The following is a 25,078-nucleotide window of genomic DNA, read 5'->3' as shown; positions in this document are numbered from 1 at the left end:
GTGGCCTCCTTGCCGGTACGGCGCGCGGCGCATCCGGAGACACGCGGCCTGCGCGCCGGCCCGCTGGCCGCCGTCCTCGCCGTGGCTCTGCTCGCGGCACTCACCGCCGCCGTCGCCCGGGGCTCGACATCCATCCCGCCCGGCGAGGTGTGGGGCGTGGTGTGGCGACGCCTCTCCGGCGAGGCACCGCGTCCCGGCACGAACGACCTGATCGTGTGGCAACTCCGGCTCCCGCGCGCCCTGTTGGCGGCCCTGGTCGGCGCCGGGCTCGGTCTCGTCGGTACGGCCGTGCAGGCGCTGGTGCGCAATCCGCTCGCCGACCCGTATCTGCTGGGCATCTCCAACGGCGCCTCGCTCGGCGCGGTCGCGGCGATCGTGCTCGGCCTCGGGGCGGGCGGCGCGCTCGGACTCGGCCTGTCCGGCGCGGCGTTCGTGGGAGCCCTCGCCACCTTCGCGCTCGTCTGGGCGATCGCCCGCCGGGGAGGCGGCTTCGCCCCGCTGCGGCTGGTCCTTGCGGGGGTCGCGATCGGCCAGTTCCTGTCCGGCTTCACCAGCTACCTCGTCCTTCAGGCAGGGGACGAGCAGCAGACCCACAGTGTGCTGTTCTGGCTCATGGGCAGCCTCGGCGGGGCGAGTTGGCCCCTGCTCGCCGTGCCCGCCGTCGCCGTACCGGCCGCCTGGCTGTGTCTCCAGGCCCGCGCCCGCGGCCTGAACGCCCTCCTCATGGGCGACGAGACCGCGGCCGGACTCGGCGTCGACGTCACCCGGTTGCGGCGCGAACTGTTCACCGTGACGAGCGTGTTGACCGGCGTCCTGGTGGCTGTGTCCGGCGCGATCGCGTTCGTCGCGCTGATGGTGCCGCACGTCTGCCGCCTGGTCGTCGGCGGCGACCACCGCCGACTGCTGCCGCTCTCCGCGCTGTTCGGCGCCGTGCTGCTGGTGGTGGTCGACATCGTCTGCCGTACGGCGATGGACACCCAGGAGCTGCCGGTCGGCGTGGTGACCTCGCTGCTCGGGGCTCCGGCCCTGCTGTATCTGCTCGATCGGCGTCTGGGGAGCGACAGTTGAGGATCGACATCGAGGATCTGTGCGTCGCGTACGCCGGACGTACGGTCGTGGCGGGCGCCCACCTGATGGCGGCCGAGGGCGAGATCACCGGCCTGGTCGGCCCGAACGGCAGTGGCAAGTCCACGCTCCTGCGCACCGTCTACCGGCACCTACGACCCACCGCCGGACGGGTGTTGCTGGCCGGCACCGATCTGCGGGAGCTGACCCCGGCGCGATCGGCCCGGCATGTGGCCGCTCTGCCACAGGAGCGGGGGAGCGACTTCGAGTTGAGCGTGCGCGAGGTCGTCGCCATGGGGCGCACCCCCTACAAGCGGGCCTTCGCGGGCGAGGACGCCACCGACCGGGACATCGTCGCCCGCGCCCTCGCCGACGTCGGCATGGCCGGTCACGCCGGACGCCGTTTCACGGCCCTGTCCGGCGGAGAACGCCAACGCGTCCTGCTGGCGCGGGCGTTCGCGCAGGACCCGGACGTCCTGGTCCTGGACGAGCCGACCAACCACCTCGACATCCGCCACCAGGTGGAACTGCTCGCCCTGTTGCGCGTCCGGCGCCGTACCACCCTGGTGTCGCTGCACGACCTCAACGCCGCCGCGTCGGTCTGCGACCGGCTGCATGTGCTGCACCAGGGAGCGGTGGTGGCGTCCGGGCCGCCGCGCGAGGTGCTCACGCCGGAGTTGATGGCGGAGGTGTTCGGCGTACGGGCGGCGGTGATCGACCATCCACTGACCGGCGACCCGTTGATCGCCTTCGACCATCGGGCGCCCGCCGAGGGGGAGTTGACCGAGGCGGTGGAGACCGGCGTGTGAGCCGGGACGGGCAGGAGGACGACGGGGGTGGTGCCGTCCTCCTGCCCGTCCCGGCTCGGTCAGGCGGCGACCGGGTCGGCTACGGCGTACCCGGCCTCGACGATGGCCGCGCGCAGCCGCGCGTCGTCGAGGTCCGCGCCGTGCACGGTCACGGAGTTGGCGGCGACGTCGACCACGACCTCGCTCACGCCCGCCACCTCGGACACCTCTTCCCTGACGCTCGCCGCGCAGTGCTCGCAGGTCATGCCGGTGACGGTGTAGTGCTTCTGAGCCGACTTCTTCTGAGCCGGCTGCTTCTGAACCATGGGGAACTCCTGTTGTCCTGAGGGCCGGTTGTCGTCCCGGGGATCGCCTCAGTAGTCGGTCGAGCGGGGCGCTGAGTTCCCTCCTTCGGCCCGGACATCGCTCACTGTTTTGCCGGCCGAAGCCCGGGAACTCACCCCTGTTTTCCCCCGACTTGTGGGACGAGGCTGCTGTCCGGCAGCCCACCCGCGAGGGGAGGCGCGCAGAGATGACGCATCGGAGTCCCGGTCCGGAACAGCCCGGCCGCACAGCCGTACAGGAGGACCGCTGGCTGCTGGTGGCGGTGGCGGGGGTGCTGTCGTTCATCGCGATGCTCGACATGAACATCGTCAATGTGGCCCTGGCGGACATCGCCGACGGACTGCACGTCTCCGCCGCGACCGCCCAGTGGGCCGTGCTGGGCTATCAACTCCCCGTCGTGGCGCTGCTGTTGCCGGTCGGCCGCTGGCTGGACGGCGTGGGGCCGCGCGCGGCGGTGCTGATGTCGGCCGCAGGGTTCGGCCTGTGCAGCGCCCTCGCCGCCGTCGCTCCCTGGGCGGCCTGGCTGATCGCGGCCCGTATGGCGCAGGGCGCGTTCGGGGCGGTGCTGTTCGTCCTGATGCCGGTGCTCGCGATCCGTTCCGTACGACCGGAGTCCAGGGCGCGGGCGATGAGTGTGCCCGCGACGCTGGGCCCGCTCGGCGCGGTCACCGGACCGGCGGTGGGCGGGCTGCTGCTCGACCAACTGGGCTGGCGGGCCGTCTTCCTGGTCAAGATCCCGTTCTGTGTGCTGGCGCTGGCCGTCGCGTGGAAGGCGATGCCGAGGGACGGCGGGCTGCGCGCGCCCGATCGCCGGTCCATGTCCGACGCGCTGCTGGTGGCCACCGGCGTCGCGGCCCTGCTGCTGGCGCTCACCCTGGCGGCCGACGCCCCGGCCTGGTCGCTCCTCGCCCTGGCCGCCGTACCGCCGCTGTGGTGGTGGCTGCGCGGTCCCGGCGGACGTCCGGTGACCGGCGTACTCCGCACAACGGGACTGTTACCGGCCCACGGGGCGGTACTTGCCCTCGCGGCCGGCTTCGCCGCCCTGCACTACGTCGTCGCCCTGCACCTCCAGCGCGACGACGGCCTGAGCGCCACCGCAACCGGCCTGACCGTGCTCGCCTTCCCGCTCGGCATGGGCCTGGCGGGCCCGTTCGGCGGACGGTTCGCCGACCGCTGGGGCGCCTGGCCGGTCGCGGTCACCGGCGCCGCGCTCACCGCCGCGGGCCTCCTCCTGCTCGTCCCGCTCGGCACCGGCTGGTCGACGCCGGAGGTGGCCTGGCGGCTGGCCCTCGGGGGCATCGGCATGGGGCTCTACGGCGGTCCGACCCAGTCCCTGGTCATGGGCGCCGCCCCACCCGACCGGACGGCGACGGTCGGTTCGACGGTCCAACTCGCCCGCAGCCTGGGCTTCACCCTCGGCCCTGCCCTGGCCACCACGGCCTGGGCGTTGGCGGGCGGAGCACGGGCGGGGCTGGCCCTTGCGGCCACGGCCGCGTGTCTCGCCGTGCCCCTGCTGGCCCTGTCCGGCGGAAGGTCCGCGCCGGTGCCCGACAGACCGGAGAGGACGACCGATGCGACGCCCGCGGCCCACCACTGACCCAGGAGTTGGACTCGTGTGCGCAATCACCGCCCGGGCGTTGGCCGTCGAGGCGCGTGTGGGGCACGCCCCGGCCGCCTGTCTCGCCCTACTCCCGCTCGCCCCGGCCGGCGGGAGATCCACGCCCGTGCCCGACAAGCCCGAGAAGACGACCCACGCGGCGCCCGCCGCCCACCACTGACCCAGGAGTTCGACTCATGTGCGGAATTACCGGCTGGGTGTCCTTCCATCACGACGCCCGAACTCGGGCCCCGGTCATCGAGGCCATGACCGCCGCCCTCACCCCGCGCGGCCCCGACACCGGAGGTGTGTGGCTCGGCGAGCGCGCCGCGATCGGTCACCGCCGGCTGTCCGTCATCGACCTCGTGGGCGGCGTACAGCCGATGACCGACCGGCGGTCCGACACGGTCCTCAGCTACAGCGGCGAGGTCTACAACCATCACCAACTCCGGTCGGAGCTGCGGAAGTTGGGCCACGAGTTCCGCACGCGCAGCGACACCGAAGTGGTGCTGCGCGCCTACGCCGAGTGGGGCGAGGCGGTGGCCGACCACCTGGACGGCATGTTCGCCTTCGCCGTCTGGGACGAACGCGAGCAGCGCCTGCTGCTGGTCCGCGACCGGCTCGGCGTAAAACCCCTGTACTGGGCGGCGGTTGACGGCGGCCTCGCCTTCGCGTCAGAGCCCAAGGCCCTGTTCGTGCACCCGGAGATACGGCCCCGCGTGGACGCCGACGGCCTCCGGGAGGCGTACAGCCTGCTCTTCAACACCGGACCGACCGTGTGGTCCGGCGTACGCGAGGTCGAACCCGGCGGCCTGCTCGTCCTGGACCGGGACGGCGTCCGAGAGCGCCGCTACTGGCAGTTGGAGGCCGGGGTCCACGGCGACGACCGGGACACGACCGTCGAGCGCATCCGTGAGCTGGTCGGGGCGGCAGCCCGCAGCCAGCTCGAAGCCGACGTCCCGCTGTGCAGCCTGCTCTCCGGCGGCCTCGACTCCACCGTCCTGACCGCCCTGCTCGCCGCCGAACTCCGCCTGCGCGAGGGCCCGGACGCCCGCATCCGCTCGTACGCCGTCGACTACAGCGACCAGGCGGCACGGTTCACGGGCGACGTGCTGCGCACCGGCCACGACACCCCGTTCGCCACCGAGGCCGGCGCCTTCATCGGCACCGACCACAGCACCGTCGTCCTCGACCCGCTCGCCCTGCTCGACCCCGAGCACCGCAAGGCGGTCGTCGTGGCCCGCGACTCGCCGATCGGCGTCGGCGACATGGACACCTCGCTGTACCTCCTCTTCGGAGAGATACGACGGCACTCGACCGTCGCCCTGTCCGGCGAGGCGGCGGACGAGGTCTTCGGCGGCTACCCCTGGTTCCACGACCCGAGGGCACTCGCCGCCACCACCTTCCCCTGGCTCCTGGTGACGGGCGACGAGGCCGCGATGCCGCTCAACCCCGAACTCGACCTGTGCATCGGCGAGTTCCGCGCCGACACCTACCGCGACGCGCTGGCCGCCGTACCGCACCTGGACGACGAAACCCCCGCCGAACACCGGCAACGCGAGATGCAGCACGTCTCCCTGACCCGCTGGCTGCGCCAACTCCTGCACCGCAAGGACCGGTTGAGCATGGCGCAGGGGCTGGAGGTCAGGGTCCCGTACTGCGACCACCGGCTCGTCGAGTACGCCTTCAACACCCCCTGGGCGCTGAAGAGTCACGACGGCAGGGAGAAGAGCCTGCTGCGTGCGACGGGTGCCGGTCTGGCGCCGGAGTCCGTCCTGTGGCGCCCCAAGAACCACTACCCGGCCACCCACCACCCCGACTACAACCGCGGATTGCAGAACCTGGCCCGCGACGCCCTGGCCACCGAACAGGTCCGCGCCCTGGCCGACGAGACCCGCCTCAAGCCGCATCTGGACACCCCACCGGACCGGTTGGAGTGGGGCCACCGGCTACGCCTGGAGCGCGTCGTCGACCTCGCCCTCTGGCTCGACCACCACCAGCCCGAACTCGCCCTCTGAGGAGCCTCGTTCATGACCGTCCAAGAGCCCCTGGCCGAGCCCGTACCGCTGATGGGCTGCCCCTACAAGGCCGACCCGTATCCCCTCTACGACGCGATGCGCGACGCGGGCCCGGTCCACCGCGTCCTCTTCCCCAGCGGCGTCCGCGCGTGGCTCGTCACCGGCTACGACGCCGCCCACTCCGCCCTGAACGACGACCGTCTCGGCAAGAACCACGAGCGCGGCAACGACAGTTGGCGGTCCCGCGCCTCGATCATGCCGGAGCCGCAGCACTCCCAGCTCCAGGTCCATCTGCTCCACCAGGACCCGCCGAAGCACACCCGCATGCGGCGCTTCGTGACCGACGCGTTCACGCCCCGCCGCATCGAGGAACTCCGCGCGCGTTTCCAGGAGTTGGCGGACGCGCTGGTCGACGACCTGCCCCCGTCCGGCCCCGTCGACCTCGTGTCGGGCTTCGCCGCCCGCTTCCCCTTCCAGGTCCTCGCCGAAGTCATCGGTCTGCCAAGGGAGTTGGCTGCCCGCTTCGACCGCGACTGGGGCAAGGTCGTCCAGCCGGTCGGCCCCACGGACCCCGGACGGCCGCGGTACGAAGCCCGCCTGCACGGCCTGCAGAACTACATCGCCGAGGTTGTCGCCCACAAGCACGCACACGGAGAGGACGACCTGCTCAGCCGCCTCGTCGTGGCCCGCGACCGCCGTGAACTGTCCCAGGAGGAACTGGACTCGATGATCTTCCAGCTCCTGGTCGCCGGCCAGGAACCGGTCACCAACCAGATCACGACCGCGCTGATCGCCCTGTTCCGCAACCCGGCCCAGCTGACCCGCCTGCGCGACGACCCGACGCTCCTGCCCCGCGCGGTCGAGGAACTCCTGCGCTACGACAGCGCCTTCGAGCTGACGACCTGGCGCTTCTTCGACCAGGACAGCGACCTGCACGGCACCGAGGTCCCGGCCGGCGACTCGGTGATCGTCTCCCTGTGCGCGGCCAACCGCGACCCGCGCCGCTTCCCGGACCCCGACACCCTCGACCTCGACCGCTCCCCGAACCCCCACCTGGCCTTCGGCCACGGCATCCACTTCTGCCCCGGCGCCGCCCTCGCCCGCACCGAACTCCAGACCGCCCTCGGCACCCTCCTCGCCCGCCTCCCCGGCCTCCAACTGGCCATCGCGGACGAGGACATCGAATGGATCCCGGCCGTCCTGGGCCGCGGCACGAACCGTCTCCCGGTCGGCTACGACCGCCGCCTCTGACCAGCGCCCTGGGTGATGATCCGGGGCCCCAGGACGACCCGGGCCGCCGGGCGACCCAGGCGCCAGGGTCTACAAGCCCTCAAGGTGACCTGGGGCCTCGGGTGCCCCGGGGTCTTGGGTGATTCGGGTTCTGGGGGTGACCTGGGCCCTCGGTGATCCAGGCCCTCGGTGACCCGGGCCCTCCGCGTGACCCGGATCCTCCGGGTGACCCGGGTGATCCAGATCCTCGCGTGATCCGGTCCTCGGGGTCACCCGGGCCCTCGGGTGGCCCAGGCTCTTCGGGTGACTCGGGCCCTCGGATGATCCAGGCCCCAGGGTGACTCGGGCCCTCGGGTGATCCAGACCCCGATTGCCTCAGGCCCCAGGTGACCCAAGCCCCCGGGTGATCCAGGCCTCCCGGGTGACCCAAGCCCCCGAACCACCCAAGCCCCCGGATGACCGGGGCGGGTGAGCACGCCCGCCCCGGCTCCGCCTGACCCGCCCCACGGACACACGGCCCCACCGGCACGCCGCCTCACGGACATGCCGCCCCACCGCCCCACCGCCCCACCGGCACAGCGCCCCACTGGCACACCGCCTCACGGAGATGCCGCCCCACCGGCACGCCGCCTCACGGACATGCCGCCCCACCGCCCCACCGCCCCACCGCCCCACCGCCCCACCGGCACAGCGCCCCACTGGCACACCGCCTCACGGACACATTGCCCCACCGCCCCACCGGCACACCAACACGCCGCCCCACCTACACGCCGCCCCACCTACACACCGCGCCCGGCCACGCCTCGCCTCGGCGCCATGCCGCCACGTCGTCATGCCCGCACGCCCCCCGGAGGAACACCATGCCGTCGACGACCACACCGGACACGCTCCCCACGCGCACCGGCGCCGCGATCCTCAACCTGCTCCTGCCGCACCACCGCACGACCGACCACAGCCACGCCCGCACCTACGCCGAGGCGTTCCCCCAACAACTGGGCCAGATCGCCGAGTTCGTCCGTGCGGACGCCCCGATCGCCTTCACCCTGCCAGGCTTCCCCTGCAAGTCCCCGAACCCGGCCAAAGTCCTCGGCCACCTCCCCGACATGGGCGAACGCCTCTCCCTCACCTTCCTGAACACCCTGTGCACGGAGATCGAGCGCGTCCACCCACCGGGCGCCTGCATGGTCATCTGCTCCGACGGCCACGTCTTCGGCGACCTCATCGGCGTCCCCGACGCGCACATCGACGCCTATGCCGACGAACTCCGCACGCTCATAGGCGAGTCGGGCCTGGAGAGACTGTCCGTCTTCGACCTGCGCGACGTCCTGGGCGACCTGCCGCACGACACGAAACGCGTCCACGTCCACGAGCGATACGCACCCACCCTCGACGCCCTGCGGGCCGAAATCCGCACCGACGACGAAGCGTTGGCGCTGTACCGGGGGATCACCCGTTTCCTCGTCGAGGACACCGCCGACCACCGGGGCACCCGCTCGGCGCTGCAACGCGCCTGCCGGCAACGGGCGTACGGCGTCATCCAGCGCAGCCGCGCCTGGGGCGACCTCGTCGCCGACCACCACCCCCACGCCGTACGCCTGTCCATCCACCCCCAGCCCGTCGGCGCACCCAAGTTCGGCATCCGTCTCCTCGACGCGCCCGATGCCTGGACCACGCCGTGGCACTCGGCGGCCCTGCGCCGCAAGGACGGGACCTGGACGCTCATGCCCAGGGACAGGGCGGCGCGGTGCGGCCGAGTGATCGAGCGCGACGGCAGACCGAGCCACTTCGAGCAGGTCTGACCATGTGGGCGGCAGGCGTGCGGAGTTGTCAGCCCTCGGGCCGCAGCAGCCCGCGCTCGTACGCCTTCGCCAGCCGCTGCGGCACCAGGTACGGGACGCCGTCGATCGTGATCGGCACGAGCGCCGGCGTGGCCGCCTTCCACTGGGCGCGACGGTGGCGGGTGTTACTGCGGGACATCTTCCGCTTGGGAACGGCCATGAGATTCCTCCTGCTCGGACGGGTCACGGGAAACGCTATATGAAAATGGATACCATTACTAACTTGCCCTGCATTGCGGACACAGACCACTGAGCTCGACGGTGTGCTCGACCTCCGCGAAACCGGACGCGTCGGCCACCCGCCCGGCCCAGGCTTCGACCGCCTCGGAGTCGACCGGCATGCTCAACCCGCAGACACGGCACAGCAGATAGTGCCGATGCCCGGGGAACGGCCGGTGCCGGAACAGCCGTTCACCACCCCGGTCGCGTACGACGTCGGCGCGACCGGCGTCCACGAGGGCGGCCAGGGTGCGGTACACGGTGTTGAGGCCCACCCTCGCCCCTTGGATCCGAAGTTCGTCGTGCAGGGCGCGGGCGCCCACGAAGCCGCCGCGGTCGATCAACGCCCGTACGACACTCGCGCGTTGGGCGGTGCGGCGGCCGATGAGGTCCAGGTCGTCGGCCGGTGCGTCCATCACGCCTCCGCGAGGTGGACGCGGGCGCTGGGTCGCCGTACGGCGCCGATCGCGACCGCGTAGACGGCCGTGGCGACGGCCATGATGGCGAAACTGGGCGGCAGTTGGGGAACGTAGTAGCTCAGGGCGAGGCCCGCCCACATCTCCGCCACCGCGAGTCCCGCGGACAGGGCGAGGCAGTGGTAGGGCCGGTCGGTGAGGCGCGCCGCGGCTCCGGCGGGAGCGGCGAGCAGACCGAGCAGCAGCAGCGAGCCGACCGCCTGGGCCGCCTCGGCCGCGCAGGCGCCGACCAGGATCAGGAAGCCGAGGCCGAGCAGCCGTACGGGCACCCGACGGGCCGCCGCCACCGCCTCGTCGACGGAGGCGAACAGCAGCGGACGGGCGATCGCGAGCACGGCGAGAGAGATGACACCCGCGACGACGGCCGCCAACTCCGCCTGCCCGCCGGAGAGTCCGAAGATCGAGCCGAAGAGGACGGTGACCCCGGCGGTGCCGTTCCCCGTGTTGCGGGAGGTGGTGTAGAGGGTGAGGAAGAAGACGCCCAGGCCCAGGATCCAGGAGAAGACGCTGCCGATGGCGACGTCGTCGCTGCGACCTCGGCGGCCCAGCGTGCCGAGCAGCACCGCGAACAGCACGGTGGTCGCGAACAGCCCCAGCCGCAGGTCGTAGCCGAGCGCGAGAGCCGCGAGCGCCCCGGTGAACGCGACATGGCTGAGCGCGTCGCCGGTGAACACCTGGGCGCGCAGCACCAGGAAGTGCCCCACCAGGCCGGCCGCCAGGGCGATCGCGGTACCGGCCAGCAGCGCGTGCACGAAGTACGGGTGCGTGAAGGCGCTCATACGACAGCACCCGCTTCCGCCAAACGGTGCCTGCCCACGGCCGAGTTGAGGGTGCGGGTCGCGAGGGCCAGGACATGGACGGCGAACGCGAAGGTCGTCACGTAGAAACCGATCGGGTACGGCGAGTAGTAGGCGGTGATCAGCCCGGTCCAGGTCACCGCGAGTGCGATGAGCACCGACAGCGCCAGGCTCAACGCGGGCCGCGCGGTGAGCTGTTGCGCGGCCGCCGCCGGCATCACCAGCAGGGCGAACACCAGCAGCGTGCCGGTGATCTGGCTGGCCTCCGCGGTCGCCGTCCCGAGGAGGACGAGGAAGACCACGGACAGGGCCCGCACCGGCACCCCGCGTCCGGAGGCGACGTTCTCGTCGACGGAGGCGAACAGCAGTGGCCGCCCGATGACCGCCAGCACGCCGAGCGCGAGGGCCGCGACGACCGTCAGCACGGTCACCTGGACGGTGGTGATGCCCAAGAAGCTTCCGAACAACAGGGAGTTGACCCCGCCGAGGAACCCTTTGTAGAGGGCGACGAAGAGGAATCCGCAGGCCAGCAGGAACGCCTGGACCGTGCCGGTGAGCGCCGACTCCTGGCCGCTGCCGCCCTGTCCGGCACGGGGGATGGCGGCGATCACCAGGGCGCCGCCGACGCAGAACGCGAAGTAGCCGAAGCCCGCGCCGATGCCCAGCAGCGTCGCGCAGGCCGCGCCGGGAAAGCTGACCAGGGCCAGCGTGTGTCCGGCGAAGCTCTGCCGGCGCAGCACCATGAACCAGCCCATCACGGCGGCCAGTACGGCCACGACCGTACCGGCTCGGAAGGCGTTGACCATGAACGGGAACGCCCAGATCTGCTGGAGGTCGGTCACCGGGTTCCACGACCAACCGGCGCTCGCGTCAGCCCAGTTCACGGCCGCCTCCCCCAACGTGCCGGTCGGTGTGGCGGGCGGGCGCCTCGGGTTGGCCGACGACCACCAGCCGCCCGTCGCCGGTGCGCAGCACCTCCACCGGTACGCCGTACAGCCGGGTCAGCGTCTCGGTGGTGATCACCTCCTGCGGACGGCCCGCGACCGCACCGCCCTCGGCGATGTACACCACCCGGTCCAGCCACGGCAGGATCGGGTTGACGTCGTGCGCGACCATGACCACACTCACGCCGGCCTCCCGGCAGATCCGCCCGATCAGCGCGGCGACCGCGCTCTGGTGCGACAGGTCGAGACTGTCCAACGGCTCGTCCAGCAGCAGCAGTTCGGGACCGCGGACCAGCGCCTGCGCGATCAGCAGCCGCTGCTGCTCACCGCCGGAGCACTCGCCGATCGGCCGGTGCGCGTACGCGCTCGCGCCGACCAGCTCGACGACCTCGGCGATCCGGTCCCGGGCGGCCCGGCGCCGGGCGCTGAACCGGGCGGGCACCGGCAGCGGTACGCCCCAGCGGTCGCCGTCCAGGCCCAGTCGCACGATGTCGGTGCCACGGATGCGCAGGCTCGCGTCGAAGCTGCGGCGCTGCGGCAGATAGCCGATGCGGTGGCCCACCCGGCCGGGCGCCTCGCCCAGTACGGCGACCTCGCCGGCGGCCGGGGGCAGGATGCCGAGCAGCACCTTGACCAGGGTCGACTTGCCGACCCCGTTGGGACCGAGGACGGCCACGAACTCCCCGGCGCCGACCTCCAGTTGGACACCGGACCACAAGGTGCGGCCGCCGACGCGCACGGCGGCGCCGCGCAGCGACACGACCGGGGAGCGCGGTTCGGCCGCTTGTCCAGGGAACCGGTGCCGGACCAAGTCCCCTGCCCGGGTAGCCGGATTCACCGTGCTCACCTGCCCGTCGCCTGCCCCAGGGCCTTCTCGATGCCCTCCAACTGCCGTACCTGCCAAGCCTGGAAGGAGGCCCCGGCCGGAGTGAGGGTCTCGGTCACCGTGGCGACGGGGATGCCCTCGGCCTTGGCCGCCTTCACCTGGGCCTGGACGTCCGGGGTGGCGTTCTGGCTGTTGTAGACGTACACCTTGATCAGCTTCTGGCTGATCTGCCGGTCGATCGTCTGCTTGTCCTTGGCCGTCGGGTCGGTGCCCTCGCTGATGGCGTCCAGGAAGGACTCGGGCGTGAGCATCTTCAGGCCGAGCCCTTCGGCGAGCGGGGTCACGATGGACTCCGAGGCGCCGATAGGGGTGTTGGCGTACTCGGCCTTGATGTCGGCGATCAACTTGTCGTACGGCGCGAGGGTCTTGGTCTCGAAGGTCGACTTCCGCGCGTCGAAATAGGCGGCGTCGGCCGGGTCCAGCTTCTTGTAGTCGGCGGTGATCTTCTCGATGACCTGGTGGACGTTGTCGGGCGAGTACCAGCGGTGCGGGTTGCCGCCGGGCTTGATGCCCACCAGGTCGCCGACCTTGAGATCGGTACGGCCGCTCTCGGGGTTGGCGGACAGCAGCTTGTCCGCCCAGGCGTCGTAGCCGATGCCGTTGACGATCGTGTACTGCGCGCCGGCCACCAACCGGCCGTCCGCCGCGGTCGGTTCGTAGTCGTGCGGGTCGGCGTTCGGGTTGTTGATGATGCTCTTGACCTGTGCGTGGGTGCCGCCGAGTTGGGCGGCGATGCTGCCCCAGAAGTTCTCCGCCGCCACGACCTTGATGGTCTTGCCCGCCGTCGTCGACCCGGCGTTCGCGGTGTCGTCGGAGGAGGCGGTGGAGCAGCCGCTGACGGCGGCCAGCACCACGAGGGCGACCGAGCCCCCGACGGCGAGGCGTGCGGGGCGGGATATGGAGGTGCCGGCAGTGCGCACGACGGGGTTCTCCTTGACGGGCTGGGGACCTCACATGTGGGCGGGGCCCCGTGGAACGGAACACCTCCGACCGTAGATGGAAACGATTTTCACCACCATGGGGTGGCGCCCAATAATGACAATCATTACCGATTCTTGGCTCGGCTTGTTCGGCTCGGCTTGGGCGGGGCGGGTGCGGGCGGAGGAGTTGCCTGCGTGTTCGTGCCGCGTGGCGGCAGTGAGTCGCCTTCGATGTCCACGTTCGGAACGGCGCGGTCCAGCCGAAGGTCTCCCCGCGGATCCCCTTGGAGCGCCTCGAATCCCGCCCGGGACCTCGATGTCAGTGGTGACCACTAGTTTGGAGTCACTGGAGATCGGCCGTAGTGGCCGACCGGGTCTTTGGGGAGGGGTGCGCTGTGTCCGCTGCGCAGGCACGACAGTCGGGGAACACGACGTATCTGGAGCTCTCGCAGGAGAGCGGCGGTGCGCACAAGTTCTACGAGGTGACTGTCGAGGGGACCACCGTCTCCGTGCGGTACGGGCGGATCGGAGTGGACGGGCAGCGCCAGATCACCACCTTCCCGACCGACGAGAAGGCGAAGACCGCGGCGGCGAAGAAGATAGCCGAGAAGGTGCGCAAGGGGTACGCGCCCGCCGTTCAAGGGCAGCGGGCGGCCCGCGCCGTGACCCGCCGTCAGGTGACGTCCGCCCCGTCGACGGCACGGGCGACCGCCCCGGTGCTGTGGCGGTTCCGTACCGGAGCCTCGGCGTTCGGCATCCATGTCGACGAGGACCGCTGCTGGGTCGGCAACCAGCACGGCAACGTCTACAACCTGAGCCACGACGGCGAGGTGCTGGCGCACTACTCCCTGCCCGACGGCGTCAAGTGCCTGGTGGCGGACGACTTCTGGATCTACGCGGGCTGTGACGACGGCCGGGTCTACGACCTCTCCTCGAAGGTGCCGTTCGCGGCCTACGACATCGCCGCCGAGGTCGACATCTTCTGGCTGGACATCCACGCGGGCGTGCTGAACGTCTCCGACCGCAACGGCGGTCTGACGGTCATCGACCACGAGGACGAGCTCCAGTGGTCGCGCAACTCGTCCGGGGACAACGCCTGGATGGTGCGCGCCGACGACCACGCCGTCTACCACGGACACAGCCAGGGCGTGACGGCCTACGCGGCGGACGGCACCCGCCAGCTCTGGCACACCGCGACCACCGGCAACGTGCTCTTCGGCTGGCAGGAGCAGAACGCGGTCTACGCCGGTACGGGCCGGCGGGTCGTCCAGCGGCTCGCGAAGTCCACCGGGGCGATCGAGGCCTCCTACCAGTGCGACGCCGCCGTGTACTCGTGCGCCACGTCCCCCGGCGGACGGTACGTCTTCGCGGGCGACTCGGCGTCCTCCGTCTACTGCTTCACCGCCGACGGCACCCGGCTGTGGAAGCTCGGCACGGGTGGCGGCTCGGCGCTGTCCATGCAGTACCACGACGAGCGGCTGTACATCGTCTCCACGGACGGCTCCCTCGCCTGCGTCGACGCGAGCGAGGCCGCGATCAACGCCGCGCAGTCGGGCACGGTCCCGGTCGCCGCGGACATCAAGCTGGCCGCCGCCCTGCCGACGTACGCACCACTGACCACCGCCGCGTCCGTCGCCACGGTCAGCGCCGTTCCCGCACCCGGGAGCGGAGTCGTCGTGGAGTGCTTCGAGCGAGGAGGCCGAGTGCGCGTGCACGTGGTCTCGGACGGCTACGAGTCGGGTTGGAACGTCCAGTTCCCACGCGCGATACGCGAGCCCGGCGCCCGCTATGTGGTCGACGCGCTGCACTCCTCCTCGGCAGGCTTCTACCGGGTGCGGGGGGAGATCAGGCGGCTGGTGTGACCGGTGACCAGCCCTCGGTCCCCCCGTCCCGCCCGCTACCCCTGCTCTCCCAAAGGCTTCGGCAACTCCCCAGCAACTGCTCGTCCGTCAGCGCCGACGTACCCTCCGCCGCCGGCCCCGCCAGCCCGAACCCCACCATCAGCACCTCCGCGTACCGGCGCCAGGCGCCCGGTGCCACCTCGTTCGTGCGGTCGGCGACGGCGCCGATCATGTACAGGAAGGCGTACACGTCGGCGCTGGCGAAGTCCTCGCGGACCGCGCCCGCCGCCACCGCCCGTTCCGCGAGGCCGTCCACGAGGCGGCCGAGTTGATCACGGGTCCGGGCGACCGGTCCCGTGTCGACGCTCGCGTTGGCCAGGATGACCTCCAGGGCCCGGTCCTCGGCCCGCCACTGCGCCGCCGCCAGCAGGTAGTGCCGTAGCGCCCGGGCCGGGTCCGGCAGTTCCGCTGCCTTGGCCGCCAGGTGCAGGAACACCGTGAAGCGTTCCGTGAACAGGGCGTCCACCAGTGACTGGAGGTCCGGGAAGCGGCGGTAGACCGTGCCGACGCCGATGCCCGCCTCGCGGGCGATCTCGTTGAGGGGGACCGTGGCCCCCCCCGGGCGAACAGACGGTCGGCCGTCGTCATGATCAGGCGGCGGTTCCGCTCCGCGTCCGCTCGCAGCGGGCGTTGGTGTTGGGTGTCCGGGCTCACGCCGGGACATTCTCCGGCATCCTCGCCCCGGCGGTACGGCGAGCCTGCCCGACCAGGAGCGACACCCCCGTCACGACGCTCCACAGCAGCCATGAGTAGACACCGCCCCGCTCGAAGATCCCGGCCGTGCTCGTCGAGGCCCCCACGAATGCCTCGCTCAGCAGGCCCAGGACACCGACCGCGACGCTGAACACGCGGTACGCGCGCGGCAGTTGGTGACTCCGCAGCGAGCCCGCCATGATCACGACCGTGTTCGCGCACAGGATGGCGACCGCCGTGCCCCCGACATGCAGCCCCAGGCTGTAGCCCGGGCCGCTCCCGGAGTCGTGGAACAGGCCGACCAGCAGGAAGCCCACCGCGTGCGCACCCGCGAGGGCGATGACGATCCGGCGCGCGCGGCCCGTGAGCAGGGGCACCGCGAGCAGCACCACGCCGGCCGCGAACAGGATGCCCTGGACGATGAACGACGTGTTCGTCAGCGCGTGATCCGGCGAGCAGATGACGCGGTCCTGGAATGTCGTGCCGCAGTCCGGCACGCCCAGGTCGCTGATGTAGTTCGTGGCATAGCTGTACGGCGGGCTGGTCCAGGCGCCCGCGGCGACCGCCTCGGACACCACCCACTGCACCGCGTTCAGCACCAGGGCGGCGGCTCCCAGCGGAAGCCGGTTCTCGCGCGACCCCGAAACGTCCATCACCACTCCTCACGGCTTCTCTCGACAGGCGATGCGCGCCACCCTACATTAAGTGGATAGATCTATCCGGTTAGCCGCCGACGGTGGAGTGACGGGCGTCACATCGCGAGGTTCGAACTTCGGGGGCCGCCGCGCATCTAGTCGGCGTCCACTCCACTGCACCGAGGAACAATCAATGTTGGCTTATCTGCCCGGATTCGCCCCCTGGATCGTCGCCGGCGTCCTCTCGTCCTTCGACTGGCGCTGGGGCGCGATCGGCGGTCTCGTCACGGGGCTGCTGATGATGCTGAACGACCGTCGCCGCGGGGTCGGCTTCGACGCGCTGGTCCTGGAGATCAGCACCCTCGTGTACTTCGTCATGCTCGGCGCCGTCTCCGTCGCCCGGCCGGACTCCTCGCTGGCCGACCACACCGACGTCATCTCGTTCGTCTGGCTGGCCGCCACCGCATGGGGGAGTCTGCTGGTCCGGAGCCCCTTCACGCTGGGGATCGCCAAGCGGCAGGCCCCCCGCGAGTACTGGGACACCCCGGGGTTCCTCCAGGTCAACAACTACATCACCAGCGCCTGGGGAGCCGGCTTCACCTTCATCGCCGTCAGCCTGGCCGTCGCGGGCGCGGTGGACGCCCCGGCGTGGGTGGGCATCACCGCCCATGTCGTCGGGCTCGTCGCCCCCGCGGTCTTCACGAAGATCTACCCCGCCCGGGTCCAGGCCCGGCTCATGGCCCTGGCGCAGGCCCAGCCGCCGGTGCGGGCCGTCCCGTAACGGCGACACCTCACCCATCGGCACCCCGCGAACCGGCACCACATCACGCACCCCACAAAGGAGTTGGCGCATCGTGAGCACCACACCGGAAGCAGGCGCAGCGAAGAACATCGTTCTCGTACACGGCGGATTCGTCGACGGATCGGGCTGGCGGGGCGTCTACGACGCGCTCCGCGCCGACGGCTACCACGTGAGCGTCGTCCAGAACCCCACCCTGTCCCTGGAGGGCGACGTCGCCACGACCGAACGGGTCCTCGACGCCCAGGACGGCCCGACCGTACTCGTCGGACACTCCTACGGCGGCGCGGTGATCTCCGAGGTCGGCACCCACGAGAAGGTGTCGGCGCTCGTGTACGTCGCGGCGTTCGCGCCCGACAAGGGCGAGTCCGTGAACACCCTCATCGCCGACCCGCCGCCCGGCGCACCCGTGCCGCCGATCCTGCCGCCCGTCGACGGGTTCCTCTTCCTGGACCGGGAGAAGTTCGCCGCGTCCTTCGCCGGTGATCTGCCCGCCGCCGACGCCCAGTTCCTCGCCGACTCCCAAGTGCCTTGGGGCGTGGACGCGTTGGCGGGCGCGGTCACCGAGGCCGCCTGGCAGACCAGGCCGAGCTTCTACCTCGTCGCCACCGACGACCACATGATCCCGCCGCCCGCCCAGCGCGTCATGGCCGGGCGGGCCGGGTCGACGGTGACCGAGGTCGCCGGCAGTCACGCCGTGTACGTGTCCAAGCCCGCCGAGGTCGCCGCGTTCATCGCGAAGGCGGCCTCGGGGCCCCTCACTTGAGCCCTTTGAGTCAGTGAGCCTCTGAGTCCTCTTCGCCGGCAGTCGTGACGGCCGCGGCGCTCGGCACGGCCGCCACCACCGCGGCGGCGGACCCGGCGCACCCCCCCTCGCACAGGCGTCCGCCACCGCAGCCAACTCCCGTACCCCTCACCCCACTTCACCCGGAAAGCGGCATGACGAACGAGAACCGGAACGAGAACCAGTACGAGAACGAATCCACTGTCCCCCTCTACCTCCAGGGTCGCTTCGCGCCGGTCCCCGAGGAGCACACCGCCGCCGAACTCACCGTCCGGGGCACCCTCCCGCCCGACCTGGACGGCCGCTATCTGCGCAACGGCCCCAACCCGCTGCCCGGCGAGGACCGCGGGCACTGGTTCACCGGCCCCGGCATGCTCCACGGCATCCGGCTGCGCGGCGGCCGTGCCGAGTGGTACCGCAACAGGTGGGTCCGTACAAGGGAGTTGGAGGGCCACCCCTTCGTCCGCGAGGACGGCACCATCGACCTGGCCGCCACGCCCGCCAACACCCATGTGATCCGGCACGCCGACACCGTGCTCGCCCTGTGCGAAGTGGGCCTTCCCTACTGGGTCACGCCGGAGCTGGAGACCGAAGGGCCCTACGACTTCGGCGGGAAGCTGACCACCGCGATGACCGCGCACCCCAAGGAAGACCCGGTCACCGGTGAACTGCACCTGTTCGGGACCGGGTTCGCGCCGCCGTACCTCACCTACCACCGGGTCACCCCGGACGGTGTGCTGCTCGACAGCCGGCCGATCGATGTGCCGGGGCCGACGATGATGCACGACTTCGCCATCACCGAGCACCACATCGTGTGGCTGGACCTGCCCGTCGTCTTCGACCCCGTGCTGGCCGGGCGCGGCGGGATGCCGTACCGGTGGGCCGAGGCGTACGGCGCGCGGATCGGGATCATGTCCCGCGAGCACGGTTCCACCGACGTGCGCTGGTTCGACGTCGATCCCTGCTACGTCTTCCATGTGGGCAACGCCCATGAGGACGCGCAGGGGCGTGTGGTGCTGGACGCGGTGCGCTACGACGACGCCGGCTTCCGGAAGGTCTGGGGCGACATCGGCGGACCCACAGGTCAGAGCGTGCCGGGCGTCCCGAGTGTGCCCAGCGGTCCGGTCGGGGTGCGGGAGCCCGGGCACACCCAGGCCCCCTCCGTCCTGTACCGGTGGACCCTGGACCCGGTGGCCGACCGGGTCACCGGGACCCAACTGGACGACCGCGAGGCGGAGTTCCCCAACCACAACGAGACCCTCACCGGGCGCCAGAACCGCTACCTCTACACGGTCAACGGCGACGGCATCGCCAAGCACGACCTCACGCGTCAGACCGGTGACGTCCACAAGACGCCCGGTAGCCGCTACTCCGGCGAGGCCGTCTTCGTACCGGCGAAGGACGGTACCGACGAGGACGCGGGCTGGCTCGTGTCGCTGGTCTCGGACGACGACGGCGCGTCGGGGGAGTTGCTCGTCCTCGACGCCTCGGACCTCTCGGTGCAGGCGGTCGTCGAGCTGCCGTACCCGGTCCCGTCCGGCTTCCACGGGAGCTGGCTGCCCGAGCCCGCCGAACAGGCCTGATGCGAGGGTGGGTTGACCGACCTGGCCGAACTGGCCCGACACGAGGGCTGGTTGACCGATCCGGGCGAGGGGGCCCACGAGGAGCCGTGGCGGCGTACCTTCCTCGGCAAGGGTCCCCTCGACCCGACACGCGCGGTCCGTCCCGCGTTCACCGTCGGGTGGGAGAAGTGGGACCTGAAGAGCGCGGGATCGAACGCCCCGGAGGTTCATGGTGCCCCTCGACCGCCCCACGGATGAGGAACTCACCCGCAGGGCCCAGGCCGGTGAGTCCGGCGCCCTGGGACTGCTGCTGACGCGTCATCAGGCGCCCATGCGCGCGGTCGCGTTGAGCCTGCTCGGCTACGGTCCCGATGCCGAGGACGCCGTCCAGGACGCCGCGTTGACCGCGCTGCGGCGGATCGGCGACGTACGGGAACCCGCGGCCGTCGGGGCCTGGCTGCGGGCGATCGTACGGAACGCCGCCCGGATGCGACTGCGGGCCGTCCGGGAGTTCCCCGGCCTGGACGGGCTGGAGTCCGCGCAGTTGGGCGACCTCGTCGAGCCCGCGCAGCCGGAGCGGCTGATCGAGCAGCACGCGCTGCGGGACTGGATCTGGGACGCGGTGGAGGAACTGCCGCAGGAGCAGCAACTGGTGCTGATGCTGCGGCACTTCAGCGGCATCACCTCGTACCAGGAGATCGCCGAGGCCTGTGAGGTGCCGGTCGGCACCGTGCGCAGCCGGCTCAACCAGGCCCGGGCGAAGATGGCCAAGGTGCTGCTGTCGACCGCGACCGGCGGTCACGACGACGCCGCCGCGCTCACCGAGGACAGCCGGCAGGAGGCCGAGGTCACCCTTGACGGTGCCATGCGCGGCCAACTGCCGCCGGAGATCCTGGAGTTGTGGCCGGCCGAGACCGAACTGGTCGGCGTCCTCAACAAGGAGGGCGGACGCCTCCACCCCTTCCCGGCCATGCAGGAGACCCGGACCAAGGGTGTGACCCAGCATCTGCGCCATGTCGTGGCCAGCCGGGACGTCGCCATCTGGGAGATGGAGGCCGTCACCCCGGCCGGCGTCCCGAACCCCTGCCCGCCCGCCCTCGCCTGGCTGATGTTCCGGCGCGACGGACGGGTGCAGAGGCTCCGGGTGGCCTTCCCGGGAACGGGAGCGGGAACGGGGACGGGGACGGGGACGGGAGCGAGGTCAGACGGTGCGCAGCAGCTCTCGTAGATCCGCCGTGTCGATGACGTGGGCCCGGGACGGGAACACCTTCTCGACCAGCACCCGGTGGGTCTCGGCGTCGGGGTCGGCGACACCGTCGGACAGGACGAAGACCCGGTAGTCGCGGTCGGCGGCGTCCATGACGGTGGACAGGACCACGCCGCTGGTGCTGATCCCGGCGAGCACCAGGGTGTCGATGCCGCGCTCGCCCAACTGTTCGTGGAGATCGGTCGTCGAGCCGGAGCCGTAGCGGATCTTGCGGACGGCGAGGTCGCCGTCCTCGGGGGCGAGCCGCTCGTCGATCTGAGTGGAACTGTCCTCGTGGTGCAGCATCTTCGCCCCGGCGACCGCGCTGAAGGACTTGTTGGTCTCGGGGACCGCCGCCCAGTCGTCCTCGGTGAAGGCGACGCGGACGTAGCCGATGGCGCCGCCGGCGGCACGGACGTCGGCGATGGAGCCCTTGACCCGCTCGACGAGGGCGTCGGAGTCGGGGACGGCGGGGACGATCCCGTTCTGGAAGTCCATGACCAGCAGGGCGGTCCGCTCGGGGGTGATCGTGGGGGTGCTCATGTGCGTTTCCCCTAGAGGGAGTTGTCGCTGAGGGGATGGTCAGGTGGTCGTGGTGCCGCGGCCCATCAGCCGGCGGTCCAGGACGGTCAGCAGCAGGACCGTGAGGCCCGCGCCGACCAGGGCGAGGAGCTGTTGACCAGGTTCAGGCCGACGCCCACATAGACCGGGGTCGTGAAGGCCCACGCGAAGGGCTCGCGCGCCAGCTCGCGCGCCGGGGCGGCGGCCTCGCCGGTGTCGGTCCTCATATGCCGCCGTCGTTCAACTCGGCGGCGGCGAGCCGCTCCAGCAGCTCGATGGCCCTCACCACGTCCGCGCGCTCGTCCGGCGCGACCAACTGGTCGATGGCCCGCGCCAGGAAGGCGGCCCGTCCCCTGAGCAGCTTGTCGATCAGCTCGGCCGCGGACGGGTCGGCGCTCATCAGCTTCTTCCGGCCGTCCCGCGCGTCGGGCTCGCTGTGCACCAGCCCGGCGGCCTTGAGCACGGCCAGGCTCTGCGCGATGGACTGCGCGCTGACGCGCTCCAGCGCGGCCAGCCGCGCCGCGGTCACCGGTCCCTCCCGTACGACACCCCCCAGCACGCTGAGCTGCGTGGGAGTGAGGCCGGTCGCATGCTGCCCCGACTCGGTGCGCAGCCGGGCGCGCAGCCGGATGATCGCGTCGTTGAGCCGCTGAGCGGTCGCGACGGACTGCTCCGGTGAGGGGTTCGTGGTCATGGATCCACGGTAAAACTACACAAGCAACTTTGCCAAGTTACTTGTGTAGTTTCCGTTGTCTGCTGGATCACACCGCCAGGTGGACGCCGAAGAAGCCGCTCAGCTTCTCGACGGCGGGCGTGACGTACTCGTCCTTGTCGTAGAGATCGACGTGCGAAGCGCCCTCGATCCACGCCAACTCCTTTGACCCGTAAGCCTTCTGGAACGCCTCCACGCTCATCCAGGACGTCACCGCGGCGCGCCCGACGATCAGCAGCAGGGGGCGCGGCGCGATCAGACCGACGGACGCGAACGCGTCGAACGCGGCGATGCGATCCACGCTGGTCCAGGTCAGCGCCTTCGCCGAGCGGGGGTGTCGCGCGCGCGGAGTGCGGTAGTACTCCCAGCCCTCGTGGACATGCGGACCACCCGCCCGCGCCTCCTCTTCGGTGGCGGGGAAGACCGGGAAGCGCTGGACGTCCGCACCACCGGCCTCCGCGGTACGGGCCGCGGAGGCGGCGGCCAGCATGCCCGCTACGACGGCCGGGTCCTGGGCGCCGTCCGCGCCGAGCCGGAACTGCCGTGACATGTCTACGGCGCTGACCGTGCCCACGGCCCGGATCCGCGGGTCGGTCGCGGTCGCCGCCAGGGCGTACCCGCCGGAGGCGCAGATGCCCAGCGCCCCGATACGGCCGGGATCGACCTCACCGAGGGTGCCGAGGAAGGAGACGGCGGCCTTGAGGTCCTCCACCCGCTGCCCCGGATCCTCCAGGCCGCGCGGCTCACCCTCGCTCTCGCCCTGGTACGCGGCGTCGAAGGCGAGCGTGACGAACCCGCGCTCGGCCAGCCGACGGGCATACAGGCCGGAGGCCTGTTCCTTCACCCCGGTGCCGGGATGCCCGACCACGATCGCGGGACGCGGTACCCCTGACGTTTCCTCGTCCGGGGTGTAGAGGTGGCCGGCGAGCTTCAGGCCCGCGCTGAGAAAGGTGACGTCGGTACGCATGAGGATGCACTCCAGTGGGAGGTGAGGGGAGGGGCCGGTCCACGGCCGTGCCCTGGAGGGAAAGCCGGGTCTACGGCCATGCCCCCACCGTCGCCCCGCCCCACCCGGCCCCACCAGGGACGGCTCTGCCTATGCGGTTCTGTACCAGGCACGCGCGCGCCGCCCCGACGACACTGGAGCCATGGCCATGGCAGACCGTGACGCGCCCCCCTCCGGCAACGAACTGGGCGACTTCCTGCGCGCCCGCCGCGCGGACCGCGACCCGCACCGGGCGGGCTTCCCCGACGACGGCCGACTGCGCCGCGTCCCCGGACTGCGCCGCGAGGAACTGGCCCACCTCGCGCATGTGAGCGTCGACTACATCGTCCGCCTGGAACAGGGCCGCACCCGCAGGGGCTCCCGCGCCATCCTGGACGCCCTGGCCGACGCGCTCCAACTCGCCCCGGACGAGCGCGCCTACCTCTTCACGCTGGCCGAGGTCGCGCCGGGAGCCTCCGCCCGGCCGCCCGTACGACGCGAAGTCGCCCCGCGGCTACGGCAGTTGCTGGACACCATGTACGACGTCCCCGCGATGGTGCTGCACCGGGGCATGGACGTCCTCGCCTGGAACCGCGCGGCCGGCGCCCTCCTCACCGACTTCGGCGCGCTGCCCCCGGGCGAGCGCAACCTGATCCGGCTCACCTTCCTCGACGCCGGCTTCCGGGCCCTGTACGCCGACTGGCCCCGGGCCGCCCGCGAGTGCGTCGCCGTCCTGCGCATGGAGGCGGGCCGCACCCCGCACGACCTCGCGCTGACCGCCCTGATTGGTGAACTCGCCGACCGCGACCCGGACTTCCGCACCTGGTGGGCCGAGCACCAGGTGCGGGGACCGCGGCAACTCACCAAGACGTACGTCCATCCGGTCGCCGGTGAACTCACCCTCGACGTCCAGCAGTTCACCGTCGACACGCACCCGGAGCAGTTGCTCGTCGCGTACACGGCCGCACCGGACTCGGCCTCGTCCGAGGCGCTGCGGTTCCTGCTCCAGTGGGCGGACGGGCCCACCGGGGTTCAGACGCAGGGGAGTTGAGGAACGCGCTCACCCCGCCCCGAACAGTTCACCGGCCGACCGGCGCGCCCGCCACCGCCGAACTGCCGGGCAGCGGCGTACGAGCGGGCCGTTCCGCCAGCACGTCGAGTATGTTGTCCACCGCCAGGTCGACCATCGCGGCCCGGGTCGCCTCGGTGGCCGACCCGATGTGGGGGAGGGTGATCACGTTCGGCTCGGCGACCAGCGGGGACAACTCCGTTCCCATCGGCTCGCGTTCGAAGACATCGAGCCCGGCGGAGTGCAGTCGCCCTTCACGAACGGCGTCCAACAAGGCCTCTTCATCCACGACCCCGCCGCGCGAGGTGCTGACCAGGGTGGCCGTGGGCTTCATCGCCGCCAGTTCGCGGACCGAGATCAGATGGCGGGTCTCCTCGGTGAGCGGCACGTGCAGCGACACCACGTCGGAGTCGGCCAGCAGCGCGGCCAGACCCACCGAGGTCGACAGGTCGTCGTCCGGGGCGTACGGGTCGTGGTGGATCACGCGCATCCCGAAACCCTGGGCCCGGCGGGCCACCGCGCGGCCGATCTGGCCGTAGCCGACCAGGCCGAGGGTGGCTCCGTGGACGTCCAGGCCGAGATAGTCGTGCATCCGGAACAACCCCCAGGAGCCGTCCGCGAGGCCGGCCCCGGCCGCGCCGATACGGCGGCGGGAGGCGAGGATCAGCGCGAAGGTGAGATCGGCGGTGGTCTCCGCGAGGACGCGGGGCGTGTGGGTGACGACGATGCCGCGCTCGGCGGCGGCAGCGCGGTCGACGTTGTCGAAGCCCATGCTGGCCAGCGCGATCACCCGCAGCGAGGGGCCCGCCGCGTCCATCAGGGCGGCGTCCACGGGGTCGTTGCCGAGGGCCAGTACACCGCTCACCCCGGGGGCGAGGGCGGCGAGATCGGTGGGGCCGGGCTTTCCGCTGCCGGGCCAGGCCACCGGCTCCGCCGTTTCGGACAGTCGGCCCAGACCGTTGCCGGGCAGGGTTCCACGGGTGACGAGGACACGCTTTTCCATCTGCT

Annotated in this window: 27 protein-coding genes; 13 read left to right on the top strand and 14 right to left on the bottom strand. The window is 71.7% G+C overall.

The window, feature by feature from the left end:
• The gene (locus ACIRRY_RS31630) at window positions 1-1,068 is read left to right on the top strand and encodes a FecCD family ABC transporter permease (RefSeq protein ID WP_403979295.1); all 1,068 of its coding nucleotides are present in this window, start codon (window positions 1-3) and stop codon (window positions 1,066-1,068) included.
• Window positions 1,065-1,874 (top strand): ABC transporter ATP-binding protein, encoded by an 810-nt coding sequence (locus tag ACIRRY_RS31625; protein ID WP_403979293.1) that lies wholly within the window; start codon window positions 1,065-1,067, stop codon window positions 1,872-1,874. Before ACIRRY_RS31630 ends, ACIRRY_RS31625 begins: the two co-directional genes overlap by 4 nt.
• Window positions 1,875-1,933: 59 nt before the next feature.
• Here the strand turns inward: ACIRRY_RS31625 and ACIRRY_RS31620 are convergent, their stop codons facing one another.
• Window positions 1,934-2,179: a heavy-metal-associated domain-containing protein gene (locus tag ACIRRY_RS31620; RefSeq protein ID WP_403979290.1), complete on the bottom strand. Its 246-nt coding sequence runs from the start codon at window positions 2,177-2,179 to the stop codon at window positions 1,934-1,936.
• Window positions 2,180-2,385: 206 nt separating this feature from the next.
• Here ACIRRY_RS31620 and ACIRRY_RS31615 point away from each other — a divergent pair, with 206 nt between their 5' ends.
• The 5 genes from ACIRRY_RS31615 to ACIRRY_RS31595 all read left to right on the top strand — a co-directional run bounded on the left by ACIRRY_RS31615 (window position 2,386) and on the right by ACIRRY_RS31595 (window position 8,842).
• Complete coding sequence (locus ACIRRY_RS31615) at window positions 2,386-3,795, top strand: MFS transporter (protein WP_403979287.1); 1,410 nt, start codon at window positions 2,386-2,388, stop codon at window positions 3,793-3,795.
• A gap of 16 nt (window positions 3,796-3,811) precedes the next feature.
• Window positions 3,812-3,976, top strand: coding sequence for a hypothetical protein (locus tag ACIRRY_RS31610; RefSeq protein ID WP_403979285.1), 165 nt, complete (start codon window positions 3,812-3,814; stop codon window positions 3,974-3,976).
• Window positions 3,977-3,992: 16 nt separating this feature from the next.
• Window positions 3,993-5,813 (top strand): asparagine synthase (glutamine-hydrolyzing), encoded by a 1,821-nt coding sequence (asnB, locus tag ACIRRY_RS31605; RefSeq protein WP_403979283.1) that lies wholly within the window; start codon window positions 3,993-3,995, stop codon window positions 5,811-5,813.
• A gap of 12 nt (window positions 5,814-5,825) precedes the next feature.
• Window positions 5,826-7,064, top strand: coding sequence for a cytochrome P450 (locus ACIRRY_RS31600; protein ID WP_403979280.1), 1,239 nt, complete (start codon window positions 5,826-5,828; stop codon window positions 7,062-7,064).
• An 839-nt stretch (window positions 7,065-7,903) separates the two neighbouring features.
• A complete protein-coding gene (locus ACIRRY_RS31595; RefSeq protein WP_403979277.1) occupies window positions 7,904-8,842 on the top strand; it encodes an L-tyrosine/L-tryptophan isonitrile synthase family protein in 939 nt (312 codons plus the stop codon).
• A gap of 28 nt (window positions 8,843-8,870) precedes the next feature.
• Here ACIRRY_RS31595 and rpmF read toward each other — a convergent pair whose 3' ends face one another.
• From rpmF to ACIRRY_RS31565, 6 genes are all read right to left on the bottom strand, one after another.
• Entirely contained in the window at window positions 8,871-9,041 is a 171-nt protein-coding gene (gene rpmF, locus ACIRRY_RS31590; RefSeq protein ID WP_328930860.1) for a 50S ribosomal protein L32, read from the bottom strand.
• Window positions 9,042-9,099: 58 nt separating this feature from the next.
• Window positions 9,100-9,516, bottom strand: a complete 417-nt coding sequence (locus tag ACIRRY_RS31585; RefSeq protein WP_403979274.1) for a Fur family transcriptional regulator — start codon at window positions 9,514-9,516, stop codon at window positions 9,100-9,102.
• Window positions 9,516-10,355, bottom strand: coding sequence for a metal ABC transporter permease (locus ACIRRY_RS31580; protein WP_403979270.1), 840 nt, complete (start codon window positions 10,353-10,355; stop codon window positions 9,516-9,518). Before ACIRRY_RS31580 ends, ACIRRY_RS31585 begins: the two co-directional genes overlap by 1 nt.
• Window positions 10,352-11,257: a metal ABC transporter permease gene (locus ACIRRY_RS31575; RefSeq protein WP_403979268.1), complete on the bottom strand. Its 906-nt coding sequence runs from the start codon at window positions 11,255-11,257 to the stop codon at window positions 10,352-10,354. The genes ACIRRY_RS31580 and ACIRRY_RS31575 overlap by 4 nt, the downstream gene beginning before the upstream one ends.
• On the bottom strand, window positions 11,244-12,077 hold the full coding sequence (locus ACIRRY_RS31570) for a metal ABC transporter ATP-binding protein (protein ID WP_403979265.1): 834 nt from the start codon (window positions 12,075-12,077) through the stop codon (window positions 11,244-11,246). The genes ACIRRY_RS31575 and ACIRRY_RS31570 overlap by 14 nt, the downstream gene beginning before the upstream one ends.
• An 83-nt stretch (window positions 12,078-12,160) precedes the next feature.
• A complete protein-coding gene (locus ACIRRY_RS31565; RefSeq protein WP_403979262.1) occupies window positions 12,161-13,123 on the bottom strand; it encodes a metal ABC transporter solute-binding protein, Zn/Mn family in 963 nt (320 codons plus the stop codon).
• 395 nt (window positions 13,124-13,518) lie between these two features.
• Here ACIRRY_RS31565 and ACIRRY_RS31560 point away from each other — a divergent pair, with 395 nt between their 5' ends.
• Window positions 13,519-14,985 carry a WGR domain-containing protein gene (locus tag ACIRRY_RS31560; RefSeq protein WP_403979260.1) on the top strand — a complete coding sequence of 489 codons (1,467 nt, stop codon included), beginning with the start codon at window positions 13,519-13,521 and terminating at the stop codon, window positions 14,983-14,985.
• Here the strand turns inward: ACIRRY_RS31560 and ACIRRY_RS31555 are convergent.
• Window positions 14,969-15,688, bottom strand: a complete 720-nt coding sequence (locus ACIRRY_RS31555) for a TetR/AcrR family transcriptional regulator (RefSeq protein WP_403979257.1) — start codon at window positions 15,686-15,688, stop codon at window positions 14,969-14,971. The two genes, ACIRRY_RS31560 and ACIRRY_RS31555, sit on opposite strands and share 17 nt — an antisense overlap.
• Window positions 15,675-16,370: a DUF998 domain-containing protein gene (locus tag ACIRRY_RS31550; protein WP_403979255.1), complete on the bottom strand. Its 696-nt coding sequence runs from the start codon at window positions 16,368-16,370 to the stop codon at window positions 15,675-15,677. Before ACIRRY_RS31550 ends, ACIRRY_RS31555 begins: the two co-directional genes overlap by 14 nt.
• Window positions 16,371-16,545: 175 nt before the next feature.
• Between ACIRRY_RS31550 and ACIRRY_RS31545 the strand changes: the two genes are divergently transcribed.
• The 4 genes from ACIRRY_RS31545 (at window position 16,546) to ACIRRY_RS31530 (ending at window position 20,725) form a co-directional block, all read left to right on the top strand.
• On the top strand, window positions 16,546-17,133 hold the full coding sequence (locus ACIRRY_RS31545) for a hypothetical protein (RefSeq protein ID WP_403979252.1): 588 nt from the start codon (window positions 16,546-16,548) through the stop codon (window positions 17,131-17,133).
• Between the two features lie 73 nt (window positions 17,134-17,206).
• Window positions 17,207-17,917: an alpha/beta fold hydrolase gene (locus ACIRRY_RS31540; RefSeq protein ID WP_403979250.1), complete on the top strand. Its 711-nt coding sequence runs from the start codon at window positions 17,207-17,209 to the stop codon at window positions 17,915-17,917.
• 173 nt (window positions 17,918-18,090) lie between these two features.
• On the top strand, window positions 18,091-19,518 hold the full coding sequence (locus ACIRRY_RS31535) for a carotenoid oxygenase family protein (protein ID WP_403979248.1): 1,428 nt from the start codon (window positions 18,091-18,093) through the stop codon (window positions 19,516-19,518).
• Window positions 19,519-19,726: 208 nt separating this feature from the next.
• The gene (locus ACIRRY_RS31530; protein WP_403979246.1) at window positions 19,727-20,725 is read left to right on the top strand and encodes an RNA polymerase sigma factor; all 999 of its coding nucleotides are present in this window, start codon (window positions 19,727-19,729) and stop codon (window positions 20,723-20,725) included.
• Here the strand turns inward: ACIRRY_RS31530 and ACIRRY_RS31525 are convergent.
• The 4 genes from ACIRRY_RS31525 to ACIRRY_RS31510 all read right to left on the bottom strand — a co-directional run bounded on the left by ACIRRY_RS31525 (window position 20,699) and on the right by ACIRRY_RS31510 (window position 22,983).
• Window positions 20,699-21,286: a cysteine hydrolase family protein gene (locus ACIRRY_RS31525; protein WP_403979243.1), complete on the bottom strand. Its 588-nt coding sequence runs from the start codon at window positions 21,284-21,286 to the stop codon at window positions 20,699-20,701. The genes ACIRRY_RS31530 and ACIRRY_RS31525 overlap by 27 nt on opposite strands.
• 86 nt (window positions 21,287-21,372) lie before the next feature.
• Window positions 21,373-21,531, bottom strand: a complete 159-nt coding sequence (locus ACIRRY_RS31520; protein WP_403979240.1) for a hypothetical protein — start codon at window positions 21,529-21,531, stop codon at window positions 21,373-21,375.
• The gene (locus ACIRRY_RS31515) at window positions 21,528-21,998 is read right to left on the bottom strand and encodes a MarR family winged helix-turn-helix transcriptional regulator (RefSeq protein WP_403979237.1); all 471 of its coding nucleotides are present in this window, start codon (window positions 21,996-21,998) and stop codon (window positions 21,528-21,530) included. Before ACIRRY_RS31515 ends, ACIRRY_RS31520 begins: the two co-directional genes overlap by 4 nt.
• 67 nt (window positions 21,999-22,065) lie before the next feature.
• Window positions 22,066-22,983 carry an alpha/beta hydrolase gene (locus ACIRRY_RS31510; RefSeq protein WP_403979234.1) on the bottom strand — a complete coding sequence of 306 codons (918 nt, stop codon included), beginning with the start codon at window positions 22,981-22,983 and terminating at the stop codon, window positions 22,066-22,068.
• Between the two features lie 187 nt (window positions 22,984-23,170).
• On the opposite strand from ACIRRY_RS31510, the gene ACIRRY_RS31505 reads away from it, so the two are divergent.
• Window positions 23,171-24,052 (top strand): helix-turn-helix transcriptional regulator, encoded by an 882-nt coding sequence (locus tag ACIRRY_RS31505; RefSeq protein WP_403979639.1) that lies wholly within the window; start codon window positions 23,171-23,173, stop codon window positions 24,050-24,052.
• A gap of 28 nt (window positions 24,053-24,080) precedes the next feature.
• On the opposite strand, the gene ACIRRY_RS31500 is transcribed toward ACIRRY_RS31505, so the two are convergent.
• Window positions 24,081-25,073, bottom strand: coding sequence for a 2-hydroxyacid dehydrogenase (locus ACIRRY_RS31500; protein ID WP_403979232.1), 993 nt, complete (start codon window positions 25,071-25,073; stop codon window positions 24,081-24,083).
• Window positions 25,074-25,078 lie beyond the last annotated feature (5 nt).

This window comes from Streptomyces sp. NPDC101776 (genome assembly GCF_044766845.1).
Lineage (GTDB): Bacteria > Actinomycetota > Actinomycetes > Streptomycetales > Streptomycetaceae > Streptomyces.
The sequence above is the reverse complement of the archived record's forward strand: the minus strand, read 5'-3'. Positions and strand labels throughout refer to the sequence as shown.